The sequence below is a fragment of the Neglectibacter caecimuris genome (assembly GCF_034335015.1).
Taxonomy (GTDB): Bacteria; Bacillota; Clostridia; order Oscillospirales; family Acutalibacteraceae; genus Acutalibacter; species Acutalibacter caecimuris_A.
Genome location: NZ_JAWXXK010000002.1, coordinates 165711 through 181162, shown reverse-complemented (window position 1 = coordinate 181162; position 15452 = coordinate 165711). Strand labels below are relative to the sequence as shown.

The following is a 15452-nucleotide window of genomic DNA, read 5'->3' as shown; positions in this document are numbered from 1 at the left end:
AAATTCCAATTTATCGAGCTATGTTTATGCCCTTTCATTCCTAATTGTTCATTTATTTGTACGCCCCCCAAAAAGAAAGGAGCGGCGGGAATGGTTACGATCAAAAACATAGAAGAAATTCAGGAGAACACCTCCTGCTCCTTGGCGCTGGGGGCCTTTGACGGGCTGCACCGAGGGCATATGGCGGTGATCGAAAAGGCCCTTTTGCCTCCTTTCGCGGAGCACGCGGGGGTGCTTACCTTTGCGGGAAGCCCTTCCGGCGGCCCGGCTGTGATCACAACGGAGGATAAAGAAAGTCTTTTGGCGGAGCAGGGAATAGAGCGCCTTTACTCTCTTTGCTTTTCCCAGGTGCGGGATATTCCGGCAGAGGAATTTTTCTGGGAAACCCTCATCGGGCGGTGCAGGGCGGCCCGACTGTGCTGCGGCGAGGATTTCCGTTTTGGCAAGGGCGCGGCGGGCAATGTTTCCCTTCTCACAAGGCTTTGCCGGGAGGCGGAAATAGAGCTCTGCGTGCTGGCTGATGTGCTGGACCACGGGGAAAGGATCAGCTCTACCCGGATCCGGGCGGCGGTCAAGGCAGGGGAGATCCCTTTGGCAAACCGGCTGCTGGGCAGGCCCTTCGGCTTTTCGGCAGAGGTGATCCACGGAAACCACATTGGCACAGGGCTTGGCTTCCCCACCGTAAATCAGGCGATCCCGGAGGGGTTCTCCATTCCCCTCTTCGGCGTGTACGCTTCCCGGATCCAGGTGGAAAATACCTGGTATACCGGCGTGACAAATATTGGGGTAAAGCCCACCGTGGGCTCCGACCGGGTGCTTTCCGAAACCTGGATCCCGGAGTTTTCCGGAGATCTGTACGGAAAAAGGCTGCGGCTTGCCCTGCTTCAATTTATCCGCCCGGAGCGAAAATTTGATTCCCTGGAGGAGTTGAAGGCCGAGATTCGAAAAAACGCGGCACAGGCCGGGGAAATTACAGGAGCGGGAAAGAAATGAGCAATTAGAAATCAGCAATGAAAGGGCAAAGGCGTTGTACCAACACAGGCGTTGTACCAACGCCGGTAAATTGAAATTTACGGGCGCACCGCTTACTCCCCACCTGTCATTCTGAACGAAGTGAAGAATCTCGTCCTTCGAGCCTTTTTGAAGGGTTTTAAGGACGAGATTCTTCGTCGCTATGCTCCTCAGAATGACAAAGGAGGAGGCGTTCTTCTCTAACGAGTAATTCGCTAAACTATCATTTATTAGCATTGGTTACAACGCTTGTGACTGTGCTCTTCCTTGCTCGTTCCTCATTGCACCTGCCCTTTTCTAAATTGCGCTGCGTAGCAGCGCCGCCACCGTCTGGTATCCAGAATCCAGCATCTAAAAAAACGAGCGCATTGCGGTTTTTTCCGCAATGCGCTCGCTCTGTTTATTGCTTTTATCCCGGTATAAAACGACCTGCTTATTCCACGATCACGGCGTATTCGTCCAGCTCCGCGATGTAGCGGTCGCATTCCTCCTGGGTGATCATGCCGCTTTGCACGTTGGCCCGGTAGGCCTCCTCCGCTATGGCCCGGTGGTTTACGTTTTCCGGGGGATATTCCGTTTCGGCGGCCTTCAGCTCTTCCCGCAGGGAGGAAAGGCCGAAGATAAGCTCGCCCTTTTCCGCAGGCTCCTGTAAGGCCCTGGCAAGGCCGTTCCCCGCCGGAAGCTCAGGCTGGATATTCAAGGCATACTGGCTGATAAAAAGCCTGTCTGCGGAAGCGGAACGGGCGGCTTCTCCGGCCTTTTCCGCCTGGGCGGGCTCGTAAACTCCCTCGGTTTCTCCGGTAATATAATAGTAGTCTCCCCTGGTGGTAAAGCCGGCGCCGCGATCGGGCTTCCAGAGGAAGAGCAGGTATTCCCGGCCTTCCTGCAGGGAGGCATAATCCTTGTAGATGATGGAGGGATCTGTTCTGTCCCCCTCCATGCGCACGGTAATTTCCTCCGCAGGGGCTTTTCCCCGCAGGGTTTCCGCAACGGAGATGGTATAATCCGTATGAACCAAGGTACCCGCGTTATCGCCCACTCCGTAAATCAGGAAAGGCTCGGAAACAGCGGAAACGGTTCCCCGTACCACCAAAGTGGATTCCTGAATGAGATCCTCCAGAGAATAAAGAACGGGATAGCCAAAGATTACAGTAACAGTTTCCGGCAAAGAGCTTTCCTGTTCAGGGCTGACAGTGAAGGGCAAAACCGCTTCGGAAGCGGAAGCGCCCTCCTCCGGCTGGGCAGCCAGAGCGGGAGAGCGGAAGAACAGCACGGAGCCTGCCACGAAAACTGCCATGGACAGGGAACAGCTGAGAATGGTAAACACAGTTTTCCTTTTTTTCATGGAAATCCCTCCTGAGAGTTATTGGGAAAGCTTGCAAAGTAATTTGCGTAAAATTCGCAAATCTCTAATGTCATAATAACAGGAATTATAATGCGTGTCAATAAAGATTTCAAAAAAAAGATACAAAAATTTCCGGAAGAATATTAAAATTCAAAATATAAATCTTAAAGCCAAAATGAAAAAACCCGGAAAAACGCTTTACAAAGCCGGGAAGCTGTGGTAAAATAAACAAGCTGCCCTATCCTCGGATCATGGAAACACCGACCTTGATCTGTGGATAAACGATCCTTCGGATCGTCTTACGATTCAAAACGATCATTGCACGATTCTTCGAATCGCTTATGATTTTTTGAATCGTCCGTGATTCCTTCTTTGAAATTTCTTATGGTTCTTTATTTTAAGAAGGCTTGTGATTTGGATCGTTTGGGGTGAATAACAGAGCGGCAGAGAGCCGCGGAAAGGTGAACAGTATGACAAAAGCAGAAAAGACCGAGATCATTCAGAAGTATGCCCGCCACGAGGGCGACACCGGTTCTCCCGAGGTGCAGATCGCCGTTTTGAGCAAGCGGATCAGCGACCTCACCGAGCATCTGCGTGAGAACAAGAAGGATCATCATTCCCGCCGTGGTCTGTTGAAGATGGTAGGCCAGAGAAGGAGCCTTCTGAATTATCTCATCAAGATCGATATTGAGCGCTATCGCGCCATTGTCGCGGAGCTGGGTCTGCGCAAGTAATACGGGAAAGCAAAGGCTGTGGTTGCAGGCCGTCTGGCCAGCGGCACAGCCTTTTGTTCTTTTATACCGGGTTTTCAGAAAGAGAAGCCCCCGCGGTTTGGGTCAGCTTGGGAGGTTTTACTCAGATAAGGAAAGGAAAGTGTGAAAAGTATGTTTGAGAATTTCAAGGTGTATGAAACGGAATTTGCCGGGCGCCCTCTTGTGGTGGAAACCGGGAAAATGGGTCAGCTGGCAAACGGCGAGTGCCTGGTACGATACGGAGAAACGGTAGTGCATGTGGCGGCCACCGCCTCCGCAAAGCCCCGGGACGGGATCGATTTCTTCCCGCTCTCCGTGGATTTTGAGGAAAAGCTTTATTCCGTGGGAAAGATCCCCGGCTCCTTTTTGAAGCGGGAGGGCAGGCCCAGCGAAAAGGCCACGCTGGTTTGCCGTATGATCGATCGGCCCATTCGCCCCCTGTTCCCCAAGGATATGCGCAATGATGTTTCCATCGTCTGCACGGTAATGTCTGTCGAACAGGACTGCTCCCCGGAAATTGCCGCCATGGTGGGCACCTCTATTGCCCTGAGCATTTCGGATATTCCCTGGAACGGCCCCATCTCCGGTGTTTCCGTGGGTCTGGTGGACGGCGAGTTTGTGATCAATCCCGATGTGAAGCAGCGCGAGGCTTCTCAGATGGCCGTGACCGTCGCCTCTACCTCTGAGCGGATCGCCATGATCGAGGCCGGCGCCAACGAGGTTTCCGACGAGGATATGTACAACGGCATTATGGCGGGCCATGAGGCCAACCAGAAAATTATTGAATTCATCAAGGGCATTCAGGCGGAAATCGGCAAGGAGAAGTTTTCCTATCCCTCCAATCAGCCGGAGGAGGAAATGCTGGAAGCTATCAAGGCCTTTGCCGAAGACGATATCCGCGCCGCTATGGATACCGATGATAAGAATGTGCGGGACGAGCGGTTAAAGCCCGTTTATGAAAAGGTCCATGAGAAATTCGACGAGCTCTATCCCGAGCAGGAAGCGAAGATCGAGGAGTGCCTGTATCTGACGCAGAAATATGTGGTGCGCCGCTGGCTGTTGGACGAGCAGAAGCGTGTGGACGGCCGCGGCATGGACGAAATGCGCCCCCTGGCGGCGGAGGTGGCCCTGCTGCCCCGCGTGCACGGCTCTGGCATGTTTACCAGGGGCCAAACCCAGGTGCTCACCGTGGCTACCCTTGGCTCTCTTCGGGATAACCAGCTGCTGGACGGCATCGACGAGGAGGAATCCAAGCGGTACATTCACCACTATAACTTCCCCTCCTATTCTGTAGGCGAAACCCGGCCCAGCCGCGGCCCCGGCCGCCGGGAGATCGGCCATGGCGCTTTGGCGGAGCGTGCCCTGGTGCCTGTAGTGCCCGGAATTGACGAATTCCCCTATACGATCCGCCTGGTGTCCGAGGTGCTTTCCTCCAACGGCTCCACCTCCCAGGCCTCTATCTGCGGCTCCACCCTGGCGCTGATGGACGCCGGCGTACCCATCAAAGCCCCGGTGGCCGGTATTTCCTGCGGCCTGATTACCGAAGGGGACCGCTGGATGACCATGGTGGATATCCAGGGCGTGGAGGATTTCTTCGGCGATATGGACTTTAAGGTGGGCGGCACCAAGAAGGGAATCACCGCCATTCAGATGGATCTGAAAATCAAGGGCCTGCTGCCCGAGATGGTGAAGGAAGCACTGGAGAAGACCCACAAGGCCAGAAATTATATTATCGACGAGATTCTTCTGAAGGCCATTCCCCAGGTGCGGCCTGAGCTTTCCAAGTACGCGCCCAAAATGCTTTCCACCCAGATCCCGGTGGACAAGATCCGGGAGGTCATCGGCACAGGCGGCAAGGTCATTCAGAAGATCTGCGCCGAGTGCGAGATCACCATGGACGTGGAAGAGGACGGCCATGTGTATATTTCCGGCCTGGATCTGGAAAAGTGCCGGAGAGCTTTGGATATTGTGGATACCATTGTCAACGACCCGGAGCCCGGCTCCTACTATAACGGCAAGGTCACCCGCATTATGGATTTCGGCGCTTTTGTGGAGATCGCCCCCGGCAAAGAAGGCCTGGTGCATGTTTCCCGCCTGGATATCAAGCGCACGGAAAACGTGACCGATGTGGTAAATGTGGGCGATGTGGTAAAGGTCAAGGTGCTGGAGATCGATGATAAGGGCAGGCTGAACCTCAGCCGCCGGGACGCCCTCATCGACCTGGACGGCGCCGTGCCGGAGAACGACATCTCTGAGGATCGCGGCCCCCGCCGGGACCGGGGAGACCGTGACCGCCGCCCCCGGAGAGACCACGACAGAAGATAAGCTTTGCTGAAAGAAAAAAGCGCCGCCGCAAATGCTGAATTTTGCGGCGGCGCTTTTTAGATGCTGGATACTAGATGCTGGACAGCAGATGCAATGAGCAATTAGGAATGAGCAATTTTAAGGGCAAGTGCGTTGAAGGGAACACTCGGCTATAAACAACACAGGTGTTGTAACCAAAGACCAATAAATTGGAATTTGCAGCTGCGCTGCGGGCACTCGTGAAGCCGCTTGATACGGAAAATCGGTTTCTGACCCGACCGACGGTGATCCGCCTATTTTCCTCATGTCATTCTGAGGAGCATAGAAAGCTATAGCTTTCTTGACAAAGAATCTCGTTCTTTGCCTTTTTATTCAGGGAATTAAGGGCGAGATTCTTCGTCACTTCGTTCCTCAGAATGACAGCGAGGGAGCTCGCCCCTCTTTAACAACGAACAGATAACAACTAGCTCGCTAAACTATAATTTACCAGCTTACTTACACTCAGTTCAAAAACACTTATAGCAGTGTACTTCTTCCGTCCAGCCTGCGGCGCCTGTGTCCTTGCCCTTCTCATTGCTCATTCCTCAGTGCTAATTTCTCATTCCTTTTTGCTGCAACTGCTTATAAAAGCTGCCCGCGCAGCCGGGGAGCCGCGCGGGTGGAAGTAAGGTGAAAAAGGAAAATGTCCGCTTTCTTCAGCTGGTCGAGGTCACCTCAGCCGCACAGGGCGCAGGATCTGGTAGCCGATCCCCTCGGGGTAGTGCCGCTGATAGCATTGGCAGACCTCTTCGTTCCACTGGAATTTTCCGGCGTGCTCCGCGGTGCTGATGCCGCCGGGATCACTGCCGGGTTTGTTCAGGTCGTAATTCCATGCCAGTTCTTCTACCCGCCGCATGACTTCCCCATTGTTTTCCATGTAGTCGAAGGGAGGGTGATAAAACACCAGGTAATAGCTGGCCGGAAAGCTTCTGAGCTCAAAGCCCTCAGGCACGGGGCCGCTGTAGTCCTCCGGTACCCCAAAGCCGTAAAAATACTCCCGCTTGCCGTTTGTGCGCACCCAGCCCGCTGTGTGGGGTGTGACCACCGGGTGCGCACTGTCACGCATGCTTTCTATAGCGCCGCACACCCGGTCGCAGTCGTGATAGCTCCAGAAATCTCCGTACCCTTCGGCGCGGGGCTCCCAAATACCGATGTATTTGTGGGCGGGGATATACTCTGTTTTTACCCGGGCTTCGCGCAGTTCCTTTGTGCTCATACCGTCAGCTCCTTTTTGCGATGGATACATCGCGGAATATTGCCAGGGGTGAAACATGTCCTTACTCATGGTAAGCGGGATCGGCACAGGCCGCTTCCGTTAGCCAGACGGCGCAAATTCAAACCCGCTGAATAGCGGCAGCAAGCTGCCACAAGCGATATATTATCGCTTTTCAGTTTATCGTCCTAGGCAAAGGCGCAAATGCTCCGCAAGCGGAACATTCTCCTGCCGTCGTCCGGAGCTTGCGAAGCAAGCTTTTTGCGCTGAAAATCGACAACATCTCACCAGTTTTCAGTTCGAAGAAGTTTTGCCGGAGTGGATTTTTGTCCGACCTAGGCAAAAGCGTTGTATTTCTAACAACGGGCGGGCGAAAGCCCAAACTTCTCCCGAAAGGCCCTGGTCAGGGCTTCCTGGCCGGAAAATCCCCAATCCAGGGCGATATCCAGAACACGGCGCTGACTGTCCCGAAGCTCAATGGCCGCCTGGGTCAGCCACTTGCGGGCCACATAGCTTCTCAGAGTACACCCGTATATCTGGTGAAACATGGAGGAGCAGTACCACGGGGAATACCCTACCTGCCTTGACAGCTCCAGCAGGGTTGGCTCCCCGCGCAGGTTGTCTTCGACCCAGCGAAGCATTTTTTGAACGGCCTCATGGTATCTGTACATGCTTTTCCCCCCTTGGCAGCCCCAGTATAGCATACCCTTTTCCGCAAAGTCTTACCTTCAGTTGCAAAAGTTTTACAGAAAAGCAAACAGCCGCCTCCGTATTAAAGATCCCCCGAAGATTCTGCCTTCGGGGGATTTCTGGTATGCTCGCACTTTGTATAGAAAAATAAAATTTATATCTGGAACGGAACCTGCGGTCGGGTCAGAAACTATCCTCCCGCACCAAGAGGCTTCACGAGTGCCTGCGGCGGTTCGCCGCCTAGAATTTTTCCTTCAGGGCGTCGATCAGCTCTTCGTTTCTGGTCATGGAAATGTTGTTCAGCAGGATCACATCGCTGACGTTTTTCTCCGCCGCCAGGTCGGAAATGTCTCCCTCATAGTAGCGGTAGTCCACCACATAAACGGTCTGGTAATGATCCACCAGGAAGGGAATGAACACATTGCCAAAGGATTCCTTGACCACCAGGCAGGCGGAGCCGTCGGAAAGGTCGCTGTTTACGATCTCCTCATAGGGCTGGTCGGCGGCGCAGAAGATCAGGTATTTGTTTTCCGTGCTGTAATCCGTGCCGTCCTGGATCACAGGCCAGTCCTCAATGGTGTTGCCCTCTGAATCGGTATAGGAAAGGGCGGTATTGGCTTTCGAGCGGTAGGCCTCCACCGTGTCGGGGTTGTTTTCCATATCGCTGTTGGGGTCGCTGGAATAGAAGCTTCCCAAGAAGCCGCTGTAGGTCTCCTTTTCGTAGTCCTCCAGCGCCTTGGGGGCGATTCCTTTGGCCTTGCAGAACTCCACATAGGCATAATAGGCGCCCAGCTGAGTCCAGTGGTGATCGGTACGGAAGTAAAGATACTCGTTGTTGTGAAGCTTCAGAGCGTCAAAAATGGAAACGGTCTTTACCTCAGGATTGATGGCGGCCATGGAGGAATACATGTAGTTTATAGCCTTGTTCTGATCCTGGCTGTTGATTTCATTCTGCTGCAGATAGCTTTCCGGCAGCATGATATCCATGCTGGTGGGAACGATCATGTTGAAAAGCGTCACAGAGCCGCCCAGCTGTTTTTCCGCGTCGCACACGGTGGTAATGTAATCGTTGGCCCGTTCCTCTACAAAATTGTAATACTCATAGCCCGTATCCCCGATCTTCAAAAGCGTGCTCAGCTTTTCCGCAGAGCCGGTGGGGATCTTTTCCGGCGGCGGGGTCTGGGCGGCCTGAGAGGGTAAGCTGGAGGAAGGCGCGCTGCTCAGAGCGGAGGAACCGCTCAAAGAAGAAGAGGGTGCGGAGGAATTGGGGGTCTTTTCCCGATCGCCCCGGCCCGCCAGGGTGACGATGAGCACCACCGCCACGATCACAACGATCAAAATCAGGGCAAGGTACAGGAAAGGAGGGGGCCCCACCTTTTTTCTGTTATTCCGCCCGTTTGGCTGTAAGGGCGCTCTGCGCCTGGTGGAAGGCACGGAGGGGATTCTGCGGCGGACATACTCTCTTTCCATGGATAACCATCCTTTCTTATTCCCTATATTGAGTCAAAGCATTGAAGGCATTGTCAGGCGTTCTTATTTTCCGGTAAAGGGGGTATCGGGAATATCGTCTCCCGTTTGTACTTCGCCGTGGATCTCTACAGAGCGGATCCCGTAAAAGGAGTGGACCTTTTTGTTGGCATCCAGAAAAGCGTCACGTCCCGGGAAGGTATCGGAAAACCAATCGTCAATTCCCCGAAAATAGCTGCCGCTTAAAAGACTTTCCATAGAAAACTCCGGAAAGGGGGTCAGCTTCCGCTTTTCCTGAAGGGATTCGGTGGGGCGCAGCGGCAAAAGGAGGGAAAACACCATGCCACAAAGCAGCACGGCAAAAAACAGAACCGCCTTGATCCGGGAGCCCCGGCGGCGTTCCTTTGCGTGACGCATTGTTTTCACTCCTTTTCCCTCATATTCTTTTTCAGAGCGCGATCACGCCCCGGAATTTTCTAAAATTGCAGATACAGGAAGGGATCGTAAGAATCCCCCACCAAAAAGCTGGCGGAAAGCACCAGCGCCGCCACGGGAAGAACCCATTCCAGCACCGTGCTGAAAACCACAGGCACCGGGTGGGAAGAAGAGCAGACGCGGTGATACAGCATACGTATGAGCGGCGTGCAGGCCAGTACAGCCGCAAGCAGGAAGAAGCAGTAATTTAGCACCTGGTTGGAGGCTTCAAAGCTGGTAAGCGGGTTTCCGTTTAAGCCGAATAACCCCTTTACCACCACCCAGGCCTGGGTGAAATCCCGGAAATAGAACAGGATCCAGCCGAAGAAGACCACCAGCAGGGTATACAGATGGCCGAAAAAGGCGGGAAGCCTTTGCAGCCACGGAATCAGGAATTTTTCCAGGGCCAAAAATACGAAATAGTACAAGCCCCACAGAATGAAATTCCAGTCCGCCCCGTGCCACATACCGGTAAGCAGCCACACAAGAAACAGGTTCAGCGCCTGGCGGGGCTTCCCCTTTCGGTTGCCGCCCAAGGGAATATACACATAGTCCCGGAAAAAGCTGGAAAGGGACATGTGCCACCTGCGCCAGAATTCCGTAACGGAACGGGACAAATAGGGGTAGTCGAAGTTTTCTTTATAGCGAAAGCCCACCATCAGGCCCATGCCAATGGCCATATCCGAGTAGGCGGAGAAATCCAGGTAAATTTGCAGCATGTAGGCGAAGCACCCAAGCCACAGGGAAAGCGCCGGGGCGGCTTGAAGCTTTGGAAGATTCAGAGCCTGATGGGCCGGAAGCCCGTCCAAAATCGTCAGGGTGGCAAGCTTTCCGCACACGTTTGCCAGCAGAACCTTTTTCGCGAGCCCCGAGGCAAAGCGGTTGATGCCGTTTCGCAGGTCCTCACTGTCCACATGGCGGGAAAGGATCTGCTCCGATACGTCCTTGTACCGGACAATGGGCCCGGCGATACATTGATGAAACAGGCATACATAGAGAAGCAGCCGCCGGAATTTCGGTTGGGCTGGCACCTCTCCCCGGTAAACGTCCACCAGGTAGGAAAGAAGCTGGAAGGTGTAAAAGGAGATCCCAATGGGCAGGGCGATCTGCGGAATGATTTCCGGAAAGCCAAACCAGCGCTGGGTATTTTCCGTGACGAATACACCGTATTTGAAAAAGGAAAGAAGCCCCAGGTCAAGCGCACAGCCCAGTACCAGAAAAAGCTTGCTTTTCCAGGCGCCTCTGTATTTGCCGATCAGCTGAGAAAGCAGCCAGTCGGCAAAGGCCATAAAGAGCAGGATGACAATGTAAAAAGGCTCTCCCCAGGCATAAAATACCAGAGAAAAAAGAATGAGCACCGTGTTTTTTGTTTCAATGCTTCTGGCCAGCGTATAAACAAGCATTTGCAGGGGGAAAAAGACGCAGAGAAAAACCAGCGACGAGAATACCACGACCTTTTCCTCCCTTTCTCATAAAATGATGCTCTGGCAGAGAAGCTTTCTAATAATAAAGCTGTTTATTGCTGTTCCCCATTTTGCTCCTGCCCTGCGGACGCGGCGCCCGGACCGGGCTGCTGGGGCTGCGGGGGTTGAGCATAAGGGGGCTGCCCGGCCTGAGGCTGGGCGGAAAAAGGCTGGGGGAACGTTACCGCTTTGGGGCGGGATTTGCCGTACACTTTGTAAGCAATATCACAGAGCAGCGGAATATCCGCCTCCTGCTCCTTCATCACCCTGGTGATGGCCAGAATACTGAGAATGATAGCGCCCAGGTAAATGATCACGGAAAGCACCGTGGCGGCCACACTGAGAACGTGGGAAAAGAAGGAGATCGAGACCCAGGAGACCATGCCGATCAGGATATCGCTGAAAAAGCTGACGACCAGGGAAAGAAGCCAGGCCTGCATGGTCTGGCGGCTGGCCCACTCGTCCTTTTCCACAAAGACGGTGACGCCCAAAAGCAAAAGGCAGATCCAAGGCGATTTCAGGATCACCGCGGCAAACGCCAAAAGGGGATAAAAGTACAGAACGATACCGAATTTGCCTTTTTTCATGGAAAAATTCCTCCCAAGTCATATATTTATAAGTTTACAGGATTACAATGGGAAGGTCAAGCGATTTTCCGAAAAATTATTGGGAAGGCAAAAAGCGGCTTTGCCGCTTCCCAGGAAAAATTCTGACGAATTTTTCTTCAGGATTTAAAATCAAAAAAGCAGCTGTCCAAAAAGCGGCTTTGCCGCTTTCCAGGAAGAATTCTAGCGAATTCTTCAAGATTAAAAATTAAAAAAACCAGCTGTCCAAAAAGCGGCTTTGCCGCTTTCCAGGAAAAATTCTGACGAATTTTTCTTCAGGATTTAAAATCAAAAAAGCAGCTGTCCAAAAAGCGGCTTTGCCGCTTTCCAGGAAAAATTCTGACGAATTTTTCTTCAGGATTTAAAATCAAAAAAGCAGCTGTCCAAAAAACGGCTTTGCCGCTTCCCAGGAAAAATTCTGACGAATTTTTCTTCAGGATTTAAAATCAAAAAAGCAGCTGTCCCTTTTGGGACAACTGCTTTTTTGATGTGTTGGCGAACACCTATTTTCCCGGGCCGTCACCAGCCAAGTATCTTCGGCACGAACGAGCTTAACTTCCGTGTTCGGGATGGGAACGGGTGGACCCTCGCCGTAATCAACACCAACTTTTCCTGCCCTCATCGGACAGCTTATTGAGTATATCACAGCCTTTTGAAAAATGCAAGCTTTTTTTTAAAAAAATTTCCTGTTTTTAGCGGTTGCGGTTTTTTGGAGCCTGTGGTAAGTTTTTTTCTGGAAATTTGTAACGTTTCGGGGAAAAGCTTGTCTAACGGTTGAAAGGGCAGGAGGTGCGGGCGGCTGTGGAAAAAAGGAAAAAAGTAGAAGAGTTTTCCGAACAGGCGCTTTGCGCCGAATATGAAGCGGTTTACCGCTATGTGCTGTCCCTTTGCCGAACGGAAAGCGAAGCCCAGGATATCACCCAGGAGACCTTTCTGAAGGCCCTGAAAGCAAAAAGCTTTTCGGGCGGTAGCAGCCTGTATACCTGGCTTTGCGCCATTGGAAAAAATCTTTGGCGGAACCGGTGCGGGAAGCTGGGGAGAGAAGTTTCTTCGGAGGGCTGGGAGCAGGCTCTGCCCGATCCCTCTGCCGCCATGGAGCAGCGGGTGGCTGACCGGGAAACCTCCTTTCAGCTCCACCGGATCCTCCATGAGCTGAAGGAGCCCTATAAGGAGGTCTTTTCCCTGCGGACCTTCGGCCAGCTTTCCTTCGGAGAGATCGCAAGGCTTTTTTCCAAAACGGAAAGCTGGGCCAGGGTAACGTATTACCGGGCAAGAAAAATGATTCAGGAAACCCTGAGAAAGGAAGGCGGCTTATGAAGGAAGAAAAGGCAGTGAGCTTGAGCTGTGAGATTATAAGAGACCTGCTCCCCCTGTATCGGGACAGCGTGGTGAGCGAAGGCACCGCCCAGGCGGTGCGGGAGCATCTGGAGGAGTGCGGGGCCTGCGCGGCGGAATACGAAACGCTTTGCGCCGCTCTGCCGGAGGAAGAGGCTCCGGAAGCGCAGCCCATGAAAAAATTCGCGGCATTTCAGAAAAAACTGAAAAACAGGAGGTTTCTCACTATTTTTACGGCAGTGGCGCTTACCTGTGTCGTGCTGCTCTCCGGCTTTTTCGCGCTGACCCGCATTCCGCTGATCCCGGTTTCCCCGGAAGAGGTGGAGCTGCGGCTGGTGTTCCGCTATGAATCGGAGGGAAAAGAAAAGCTTTTCCTGGCCCACACCATTCCCTGGTTCAGCTTTCAGAAATGGCGGGATTTTGTGTGGGAGCAGGATAACGGCCTTTTCAGCGCGGCCCAGGGGGAGAAACCGGGAGAATATCTTCTGGAATACGAAACGGACCGCCCTGTGCTCAGTGAGCGGGGGGATTCCATTGAGGATTTCAGCATTGTGGAGCTGCCGGAAAACGCGGACCCCCAAAGCCTTTGGCTGGGAGGAAAGCTGGTTTGGACGGCGGAAAAGCAGAAATCGCAAAAAGTACCGGACTATGTGTATGAAATAGATCAAATCAGAAGGAAAGGAAACAGCGCCCTCTATCATCTCTGGCCGGAATTTCACCGTATCGATATTCTGTATCCGGACGGCAGGCTGAGGATCTGGGATCTGGACGGCGAGGAGCTTTACAGCGGCACGCCCGATGAAGAGGGTCTGTATCCGAACGCCCCGGACGCCCGGTATATCCTCCATGAATACCGCGGAGAAAACCAAATGGGAATGTCCTATTCCCGGCAGGGAGATCTTTTGGACGGCGATGGTAAGGGGAGGATCACCTGGCAGGAATCGGAACCGGCAAAGTGACCCGCCTGAACCGGAGAACTACCCCGCAGGCATCTCAAAAACCTTTTGACAAAACAAAAAACCACCCAACGGGTGGTTTTTTTCTGTGTTGGCGAACACCTATTTTCCCGGGCCGTCACCAGCCAAGTATCTTCGGCACGAACGAGCTTAACTTCCGTGTTCGGGATGGGAACGGGTGGACCCTCGCCGTAATCAACACCAACTTTTGCTGCCCTTACCAGACAGCTTACTAAGAATACCACAGTCCCCCGAAAAATGCAAGCCCTTTTTCGAAGTTTTTCAGATTTTCTCCACAAAACTCAATAAGTAGGGGGGCGGTTAAATGCCGGGCACTAGATGGCAGAGGGGACGGGGCAAAAGAGCAATGAGCAGTGAGCAATGAAAGGGCGGGACGCAGTTTGATAAATTGGAATTTAGCTGACTAACGAATAGCATTATCCCCTTGCCTCCCCTGAATAGGGGAAGAAGGTTGCTTTGCAACCTTCTGGGACCGCCGATAGGCGGTGGAGAGGTTCCAGCTCGCTATGGATCAGTATAAAACCTGCATTTTTTACCTTTCTGTCGGAACCCCTCAGTCACGGCTTCGCCGTGACAGCTTTCTACGCTGTCGCTTCGGTCGGTGCTGGACGGTCTCCACCGGAGACCAGCACCCCTTTCAGGGGTGAGCGCGTCCCGGTGGGGGGAGGTCTCCAGTGGAGAACTCAGCTGTCGCTTCAGACATTGCTGAACGTGCTCCACTGGGGCACAGCAACCGCTCTGACCCGTTCTCGTTTGTCAACTCGGTCGTTGCTGGACGTGTGCCACCGGCACACAGCAACCGAGCCGACAGGCGAGACCGCTGATGCGAACCGTTCTCAGCTGTCGCTTCGGTCGTTGCTGGGCGTGCCCCACCGGGGCACAGCAACCAAGCCGACAGGCGAGAAAGCCAAGGGTGTGTGCTAAACTCTGATTTATCGTTTTGCATTGCCCTTAAAATTGCTCATTCCCCATTGCTCATTATTGAAAGTCCGTCTAATACCTAAAACGCCCTTCTCTAACAACTAACTACTAACATCTAACAACTAAATCACCACCCGTCGAGCCCCGCGCGCTGCAGGGCTCCCAAAAGCTTTGCTTTCAAATCGGGAAAATCCTGCTCCAGGCGGGCGATGAGCAGCTCCGTGTCCTTTCGGGCGGTCAGACCGTCTGCCGGGCAGCCGCTTTTTACAACGGGAAGGCTCATTCTGACGGCGGCATTGCGAATTTCCCGTTCCTCACAGAAGATCAAAGGGCGGATCTGGGTAATGCTTTTCCGGGAAAGATAGCTTTTGGGGGAAAAACAGCCCAGCTTCCCGCCGTAAAGGAGATTCATCAAAAAGGTCTGCACCGTGTCGTCATAGTGATGGCCCAGGCCAATCTTGTTATAACCCTGCTCCACACAGAGATTGTGCAGGATCCCCCGGCGCATTTTGGCACACAGGCTGCAGGGATTTTCTTCTTTTCTATCCTCAAAAATAACCTGTCCCAAGTTGGTCCTTTTTATCGTATAGGGAACGCCCAGCTCCCGGCAAAGGGCCTCCACCCCGGAAAAGTCTGTTTCCCGCCCGCCGAAGCAGGGATCGGCGGTAATGGCGGCCACGGTAAATTTTTTGGGATAATACCGGGAAAGCTCCGCCAATGCGCACAGCAGAAACAGGGAATCCTTCCCCCCGGAAACCCCCACCGCCACCTGGTCTCCCTCTTCGATCAGCTGATACCTCTCCACCGCCGCGCGAACCTTGCCGATAAGCTTTTGCATAGGATGCCTCTTTTCTTA

Annotated in this window: 14 protein-coding genes and 2 rRNA genes; 6 read left to right on the top strand and 10 right to left on the bottom strand. The window is 53.2% G+C overall.

Annotated features, from left to right (window positions below; genetic code table 11):
* The first annotated feature begins 90 nt into the window (after nt 1–90).
* A complete protein-coding gene (gene ribF / locus U8T64_RS02915; protein ID WP_322180786.1) occupies nt 91–993 on the top strand; it encodes a riboflavin biosynthesis protein RibF in 903 nt (300 codons plus the stop codon).
* A 451-nt stretch (nt 994–1444) separates the two neighbouring features.
* Here ribF and U8T64_RS02910 read toward each other — a convergent pair whose 3' ends face one another.
* Nucleotides 1445–2356: a hypothetical protein gene (locus U8T64_RS02910; protein ID WP_322180784.1), complete on the bottom strand. Its 912-nt coding sequence runs from the start codon at nt 2354–2356 to the stop codon at nt 1445–1447.
* A 470-nt stretch (nt 2357–2826) separates the two neighbouring features.
* Between U8T64_RS02910 and rpsO the strand changes: the two genes are divergently transcribed.
* Together rpsO and U8T64_RS02900 are read left to right on the top strand one after the other, a co-directional pair.
* A complete protein-coding gene (rpsO, locus tag U8T64_RS02905; RefSeq protein ID WP_322180783.1) occupies nt 2827–3090 on the top strand; it encodes a 30S ribosomal protein S15 in 264 nt (87 codons plus the stop codon).
* Nucleotides 3091–3240: 150 nt separating this feature from the next.
* The gene (locus U8T64_RS02900) at nt 3241–5433 is read left to right on the top strand and encodes a polyribonucleotide nucleotidyltransferase (protein WP_322180781.1); all 2193 of its coding nucleotides are present in this window, start codon (nt 3241–3243) and stop codon (nt 5431–5433) included.
* Nucleotides 5434–6121: 688 nt separating this feature from the next.
* Here U8T64_RS02900 and U8T64_RS02895 read toward each other — a convergent pair.
* From U8T64_RS02895 to rrf (U8T64_RS02865), 7 genes are all read right to left on the bottom strand, one after another.
* Nucleotides 6122–6667 carry a hypothetical protein gene (locus U8T64_RS02895; protein ID WP_322180779.1) on the bottom strand — a complete coding sequence of 182 codons (546 nt, stop codon included), beginning with the start codon at nt 6665–6667 and terminating at the stop codon, nt 6122–6124.
* Between the two features lie 353 nt (nt 6668–7020).
* A complete protein-coding gene (locus U8T64_RS02890) occupies nt 7021–7335 on the bottom strand; it encodes a helix-turn-helix transcriptional regulator (protein WP_322180777.1) in 315 nt (104 codons plus the stop codon).
* 259 nt (nt 7336–7594) lie between these two features.
* The gene (locus tag U8T64_RS02885; protein WP_322180774.1) at nt 7595–8824 is read right to left on the bottom strand and encodes a DHHW family protein; all 1230 of its coding nucleotides are present in this window, start codon (nt 8822–8824) and stop codon (nt 7595–7597) included.
* A 63-nt stretch (nt 8825–8887) separates the two neighbouring features.
* Entirely contained in the window at nt 8888–9238 is a 351-nt protein-coding gene (locus tag U8T64_RS02880; RefSeq protein ID WP_322180772.1) for a DHHW family protein, read from the bottom strand.
* A gap of 59 nt (nt 9239–9297) precedes the next feature.
* Complete coding sequence (locus U8T64_RS02875; RefSeq protein ID WP_322180770.1) at nt 9298–10746, bottom strand: MBOAT family O-acyltransferase; 1449 nt, start codon at nt 10744–10746, stop codon at nt 9298–9300.
* Nucleotides 10747–10811: 65 nt separating this feature from the next.
* Nucleotides 10812–11345 carry a hypothetical protein gene (locus U8T64_RS02870; RefSeq protein ID WP_322180768.1) on the bottom strand — a complete coding sequence of 178 codons (534 nt, stop codon included), beginning with the start codon at nt 11343–11345 and terminating at the stop codon, nt 10812–10814.
* A 508-nt stretch (nt 11346–11853) separates the two neighbouring features.
* A 5S ribosomal RNA gene (gene rrf, locus U8T64_RS02865) occupies nt 11854–11970 on the bottom strand.
* 194 nt (nt 11971–12164) lie between these two features.
* Between rrf (U8T64_RS02865) and U8T64_RS02860 the strand changes: the two genes are divergently transcribed.
* Together U8T64_RS02860 and U8T64_RS02855 are read left to right on the top strand one after the other, a co-directional pair.
* A complete protein-coding gene (locus tag U8T64_RS02860; RefSeq protein WP_322180766.1) occupies nt 12165–12680 on the top strand; it encodes an RNA polymerase sigma factor in 516 nt (171 codons plus the stop codon).
* Nucleotides 12677–13657, top strand: coding sequence for a zf-HC2 domain-containing protein (locus tag U8T64_RS02855; RefSeq protein WP_322180763.1), 981 nt, complete (start codon nt 12677–12679; stop codon nt 13655–13657). The genes U8T64_RS02860 and U8T64_RS02855 overlap by 4 nt, the downstream gene beginning before the upstream one ends.
* Nucleotides 13658–13743: 86 nt before the next feature.
* Here the strand turns inward: U8T64_RS02855 and rrf (U8T64_RS02850) are convergent.
* A 5S ribosomal RNA gene (gene rrf, locus U8T64_RS02850) occupies nt 13744–13860 on the bottom strand.
* Nucleotides 13861–14181: 321 nt separating this feature from the next.
* On the opposite strand from rrf (U8T64_RS02850), the gene U8T64_RS02845 reads away from it, so the two are divergent.
* Nucleotides 14182–14322 (top strand): hypothetical protein, encoded by a 141-nt coding sequence (locus U8T64_RS02845; protein ID WP_322180761.1) that lies wholly within the window; start codon nt 14182–14184, stop codon nt 14320–14322.
* A gap of 401 nt (nt 14323–14723) precedes the next feature.
* Here the strand turns inward: U8T64_RS02845 and U8T64_RS02840 are convergent, their stop codons facing one another.
* Nucleotides 14724–15434 (bottom strand): tRNA 2-thiocytidine biosynthesis TtcA family protein, encoded by a 711-nt coding sequence (locus U8T64_RS02840; RefSeq protein ID WP_322180759.1) that lies wholly within the window; start codon nt 15432–15434, stop codon nt 14724–14726.
* Nucleotides 15435–15452 lie beyond the last annotated feature (18 nt).

What these genes read in the sequence shown, in the direction of transcription:
- ribF (WP_322180786.1), top strand. Translation starts at nt 91, where the DNA reads ATGGTTACGATCAAAAACATAGAAGAAATTCAGGAGAACACCTCCTGC.
- U8T64_RS02910 (WP_322180784.1), bottom strand. Translation starts at nt 2,356, where the DNA reads ATGAAAAAAAGGAAAACTGTGTTTACCATTCTCAGCTGTTCCCTGTCC.
- rpsO (WP_322180783.1), top strand. Translation starts at nt 2,827, where the DNA reads ATGACAAAAGCAGAAAAGACCGAGATCATTCAGAAGTATGCCCGCCAC.
- U8T64_RS02900 (WP_322180781.1), top strand. Translation starts at nt 3,241, where the DNA reads ATGTTTGAGAATTTCAAGGTGTATGAAACGGAATTTGCCGGGCGCCCT.
- U8T64_RS02895 (WP_322180779.1), bottom strand. Translation starts at nt 6,667, where the DNA reads ATGAGCACAAAGGAACTGCGCGAAGCCCGGGTAAAAACAGAGTATATC.
- U8T64_RS02890 (WP_322180777.1), bottom strand. Translation starts at nt 7,335, where the DNA reads ATGTACAGATACCATGAGGCCGTTCAAAAAATGCTTCGCTGGGTCGAA.
- U8T64_RS02885 (WP_322180774.1), bottom strand. Translation starts at nt 8,824, where the DNA reads ATGGAAAGAGAGTATGTCCGCCGCAGAATCCCCTCCGTGCCTTCCACC.
- U8T64_RS02880 (WP_322180772.1), bottom strand. Translation starts at nt 9,238, where the DNA reads ATGCGTCACGCAAAGGAACGCCGCCGGGGCTCCCGGATCAAGGCGGTT.
- U8T64_RS02870 (WP_322180768.1), bottom strand. Translation starts at nt 11,345, where the DNA reads ATGAAAAAAGGCAAATTCGGTATCGTTCTGTACTTTTATCCCCTTTTG.
- U8T64_RS02855 (WP_322180763.1), top strand. Translation starts at nt 12,677, where the DNA reads ATGAAGGAAGAAAAGGCAGTGAGCTTGAGCTGTGAGATTATAAGAGAC.
- U8T64_RS02845 (WP_322180761.1), top strand. Translation starts at nt 14,182, where the DNA reads ATGGATCAGTATAAAACCTGCATTTTTTACCTTTCTGTCGGAACCCCT.
- U8T64_RS02840 (WP_322180759.1), bottom strand. Translation starts at nt 15,434, where the DNA reads ATGCAAAAGCTTATCGGCAAGGTTCGCGCGGCGGTGGAGAGGTATCAG.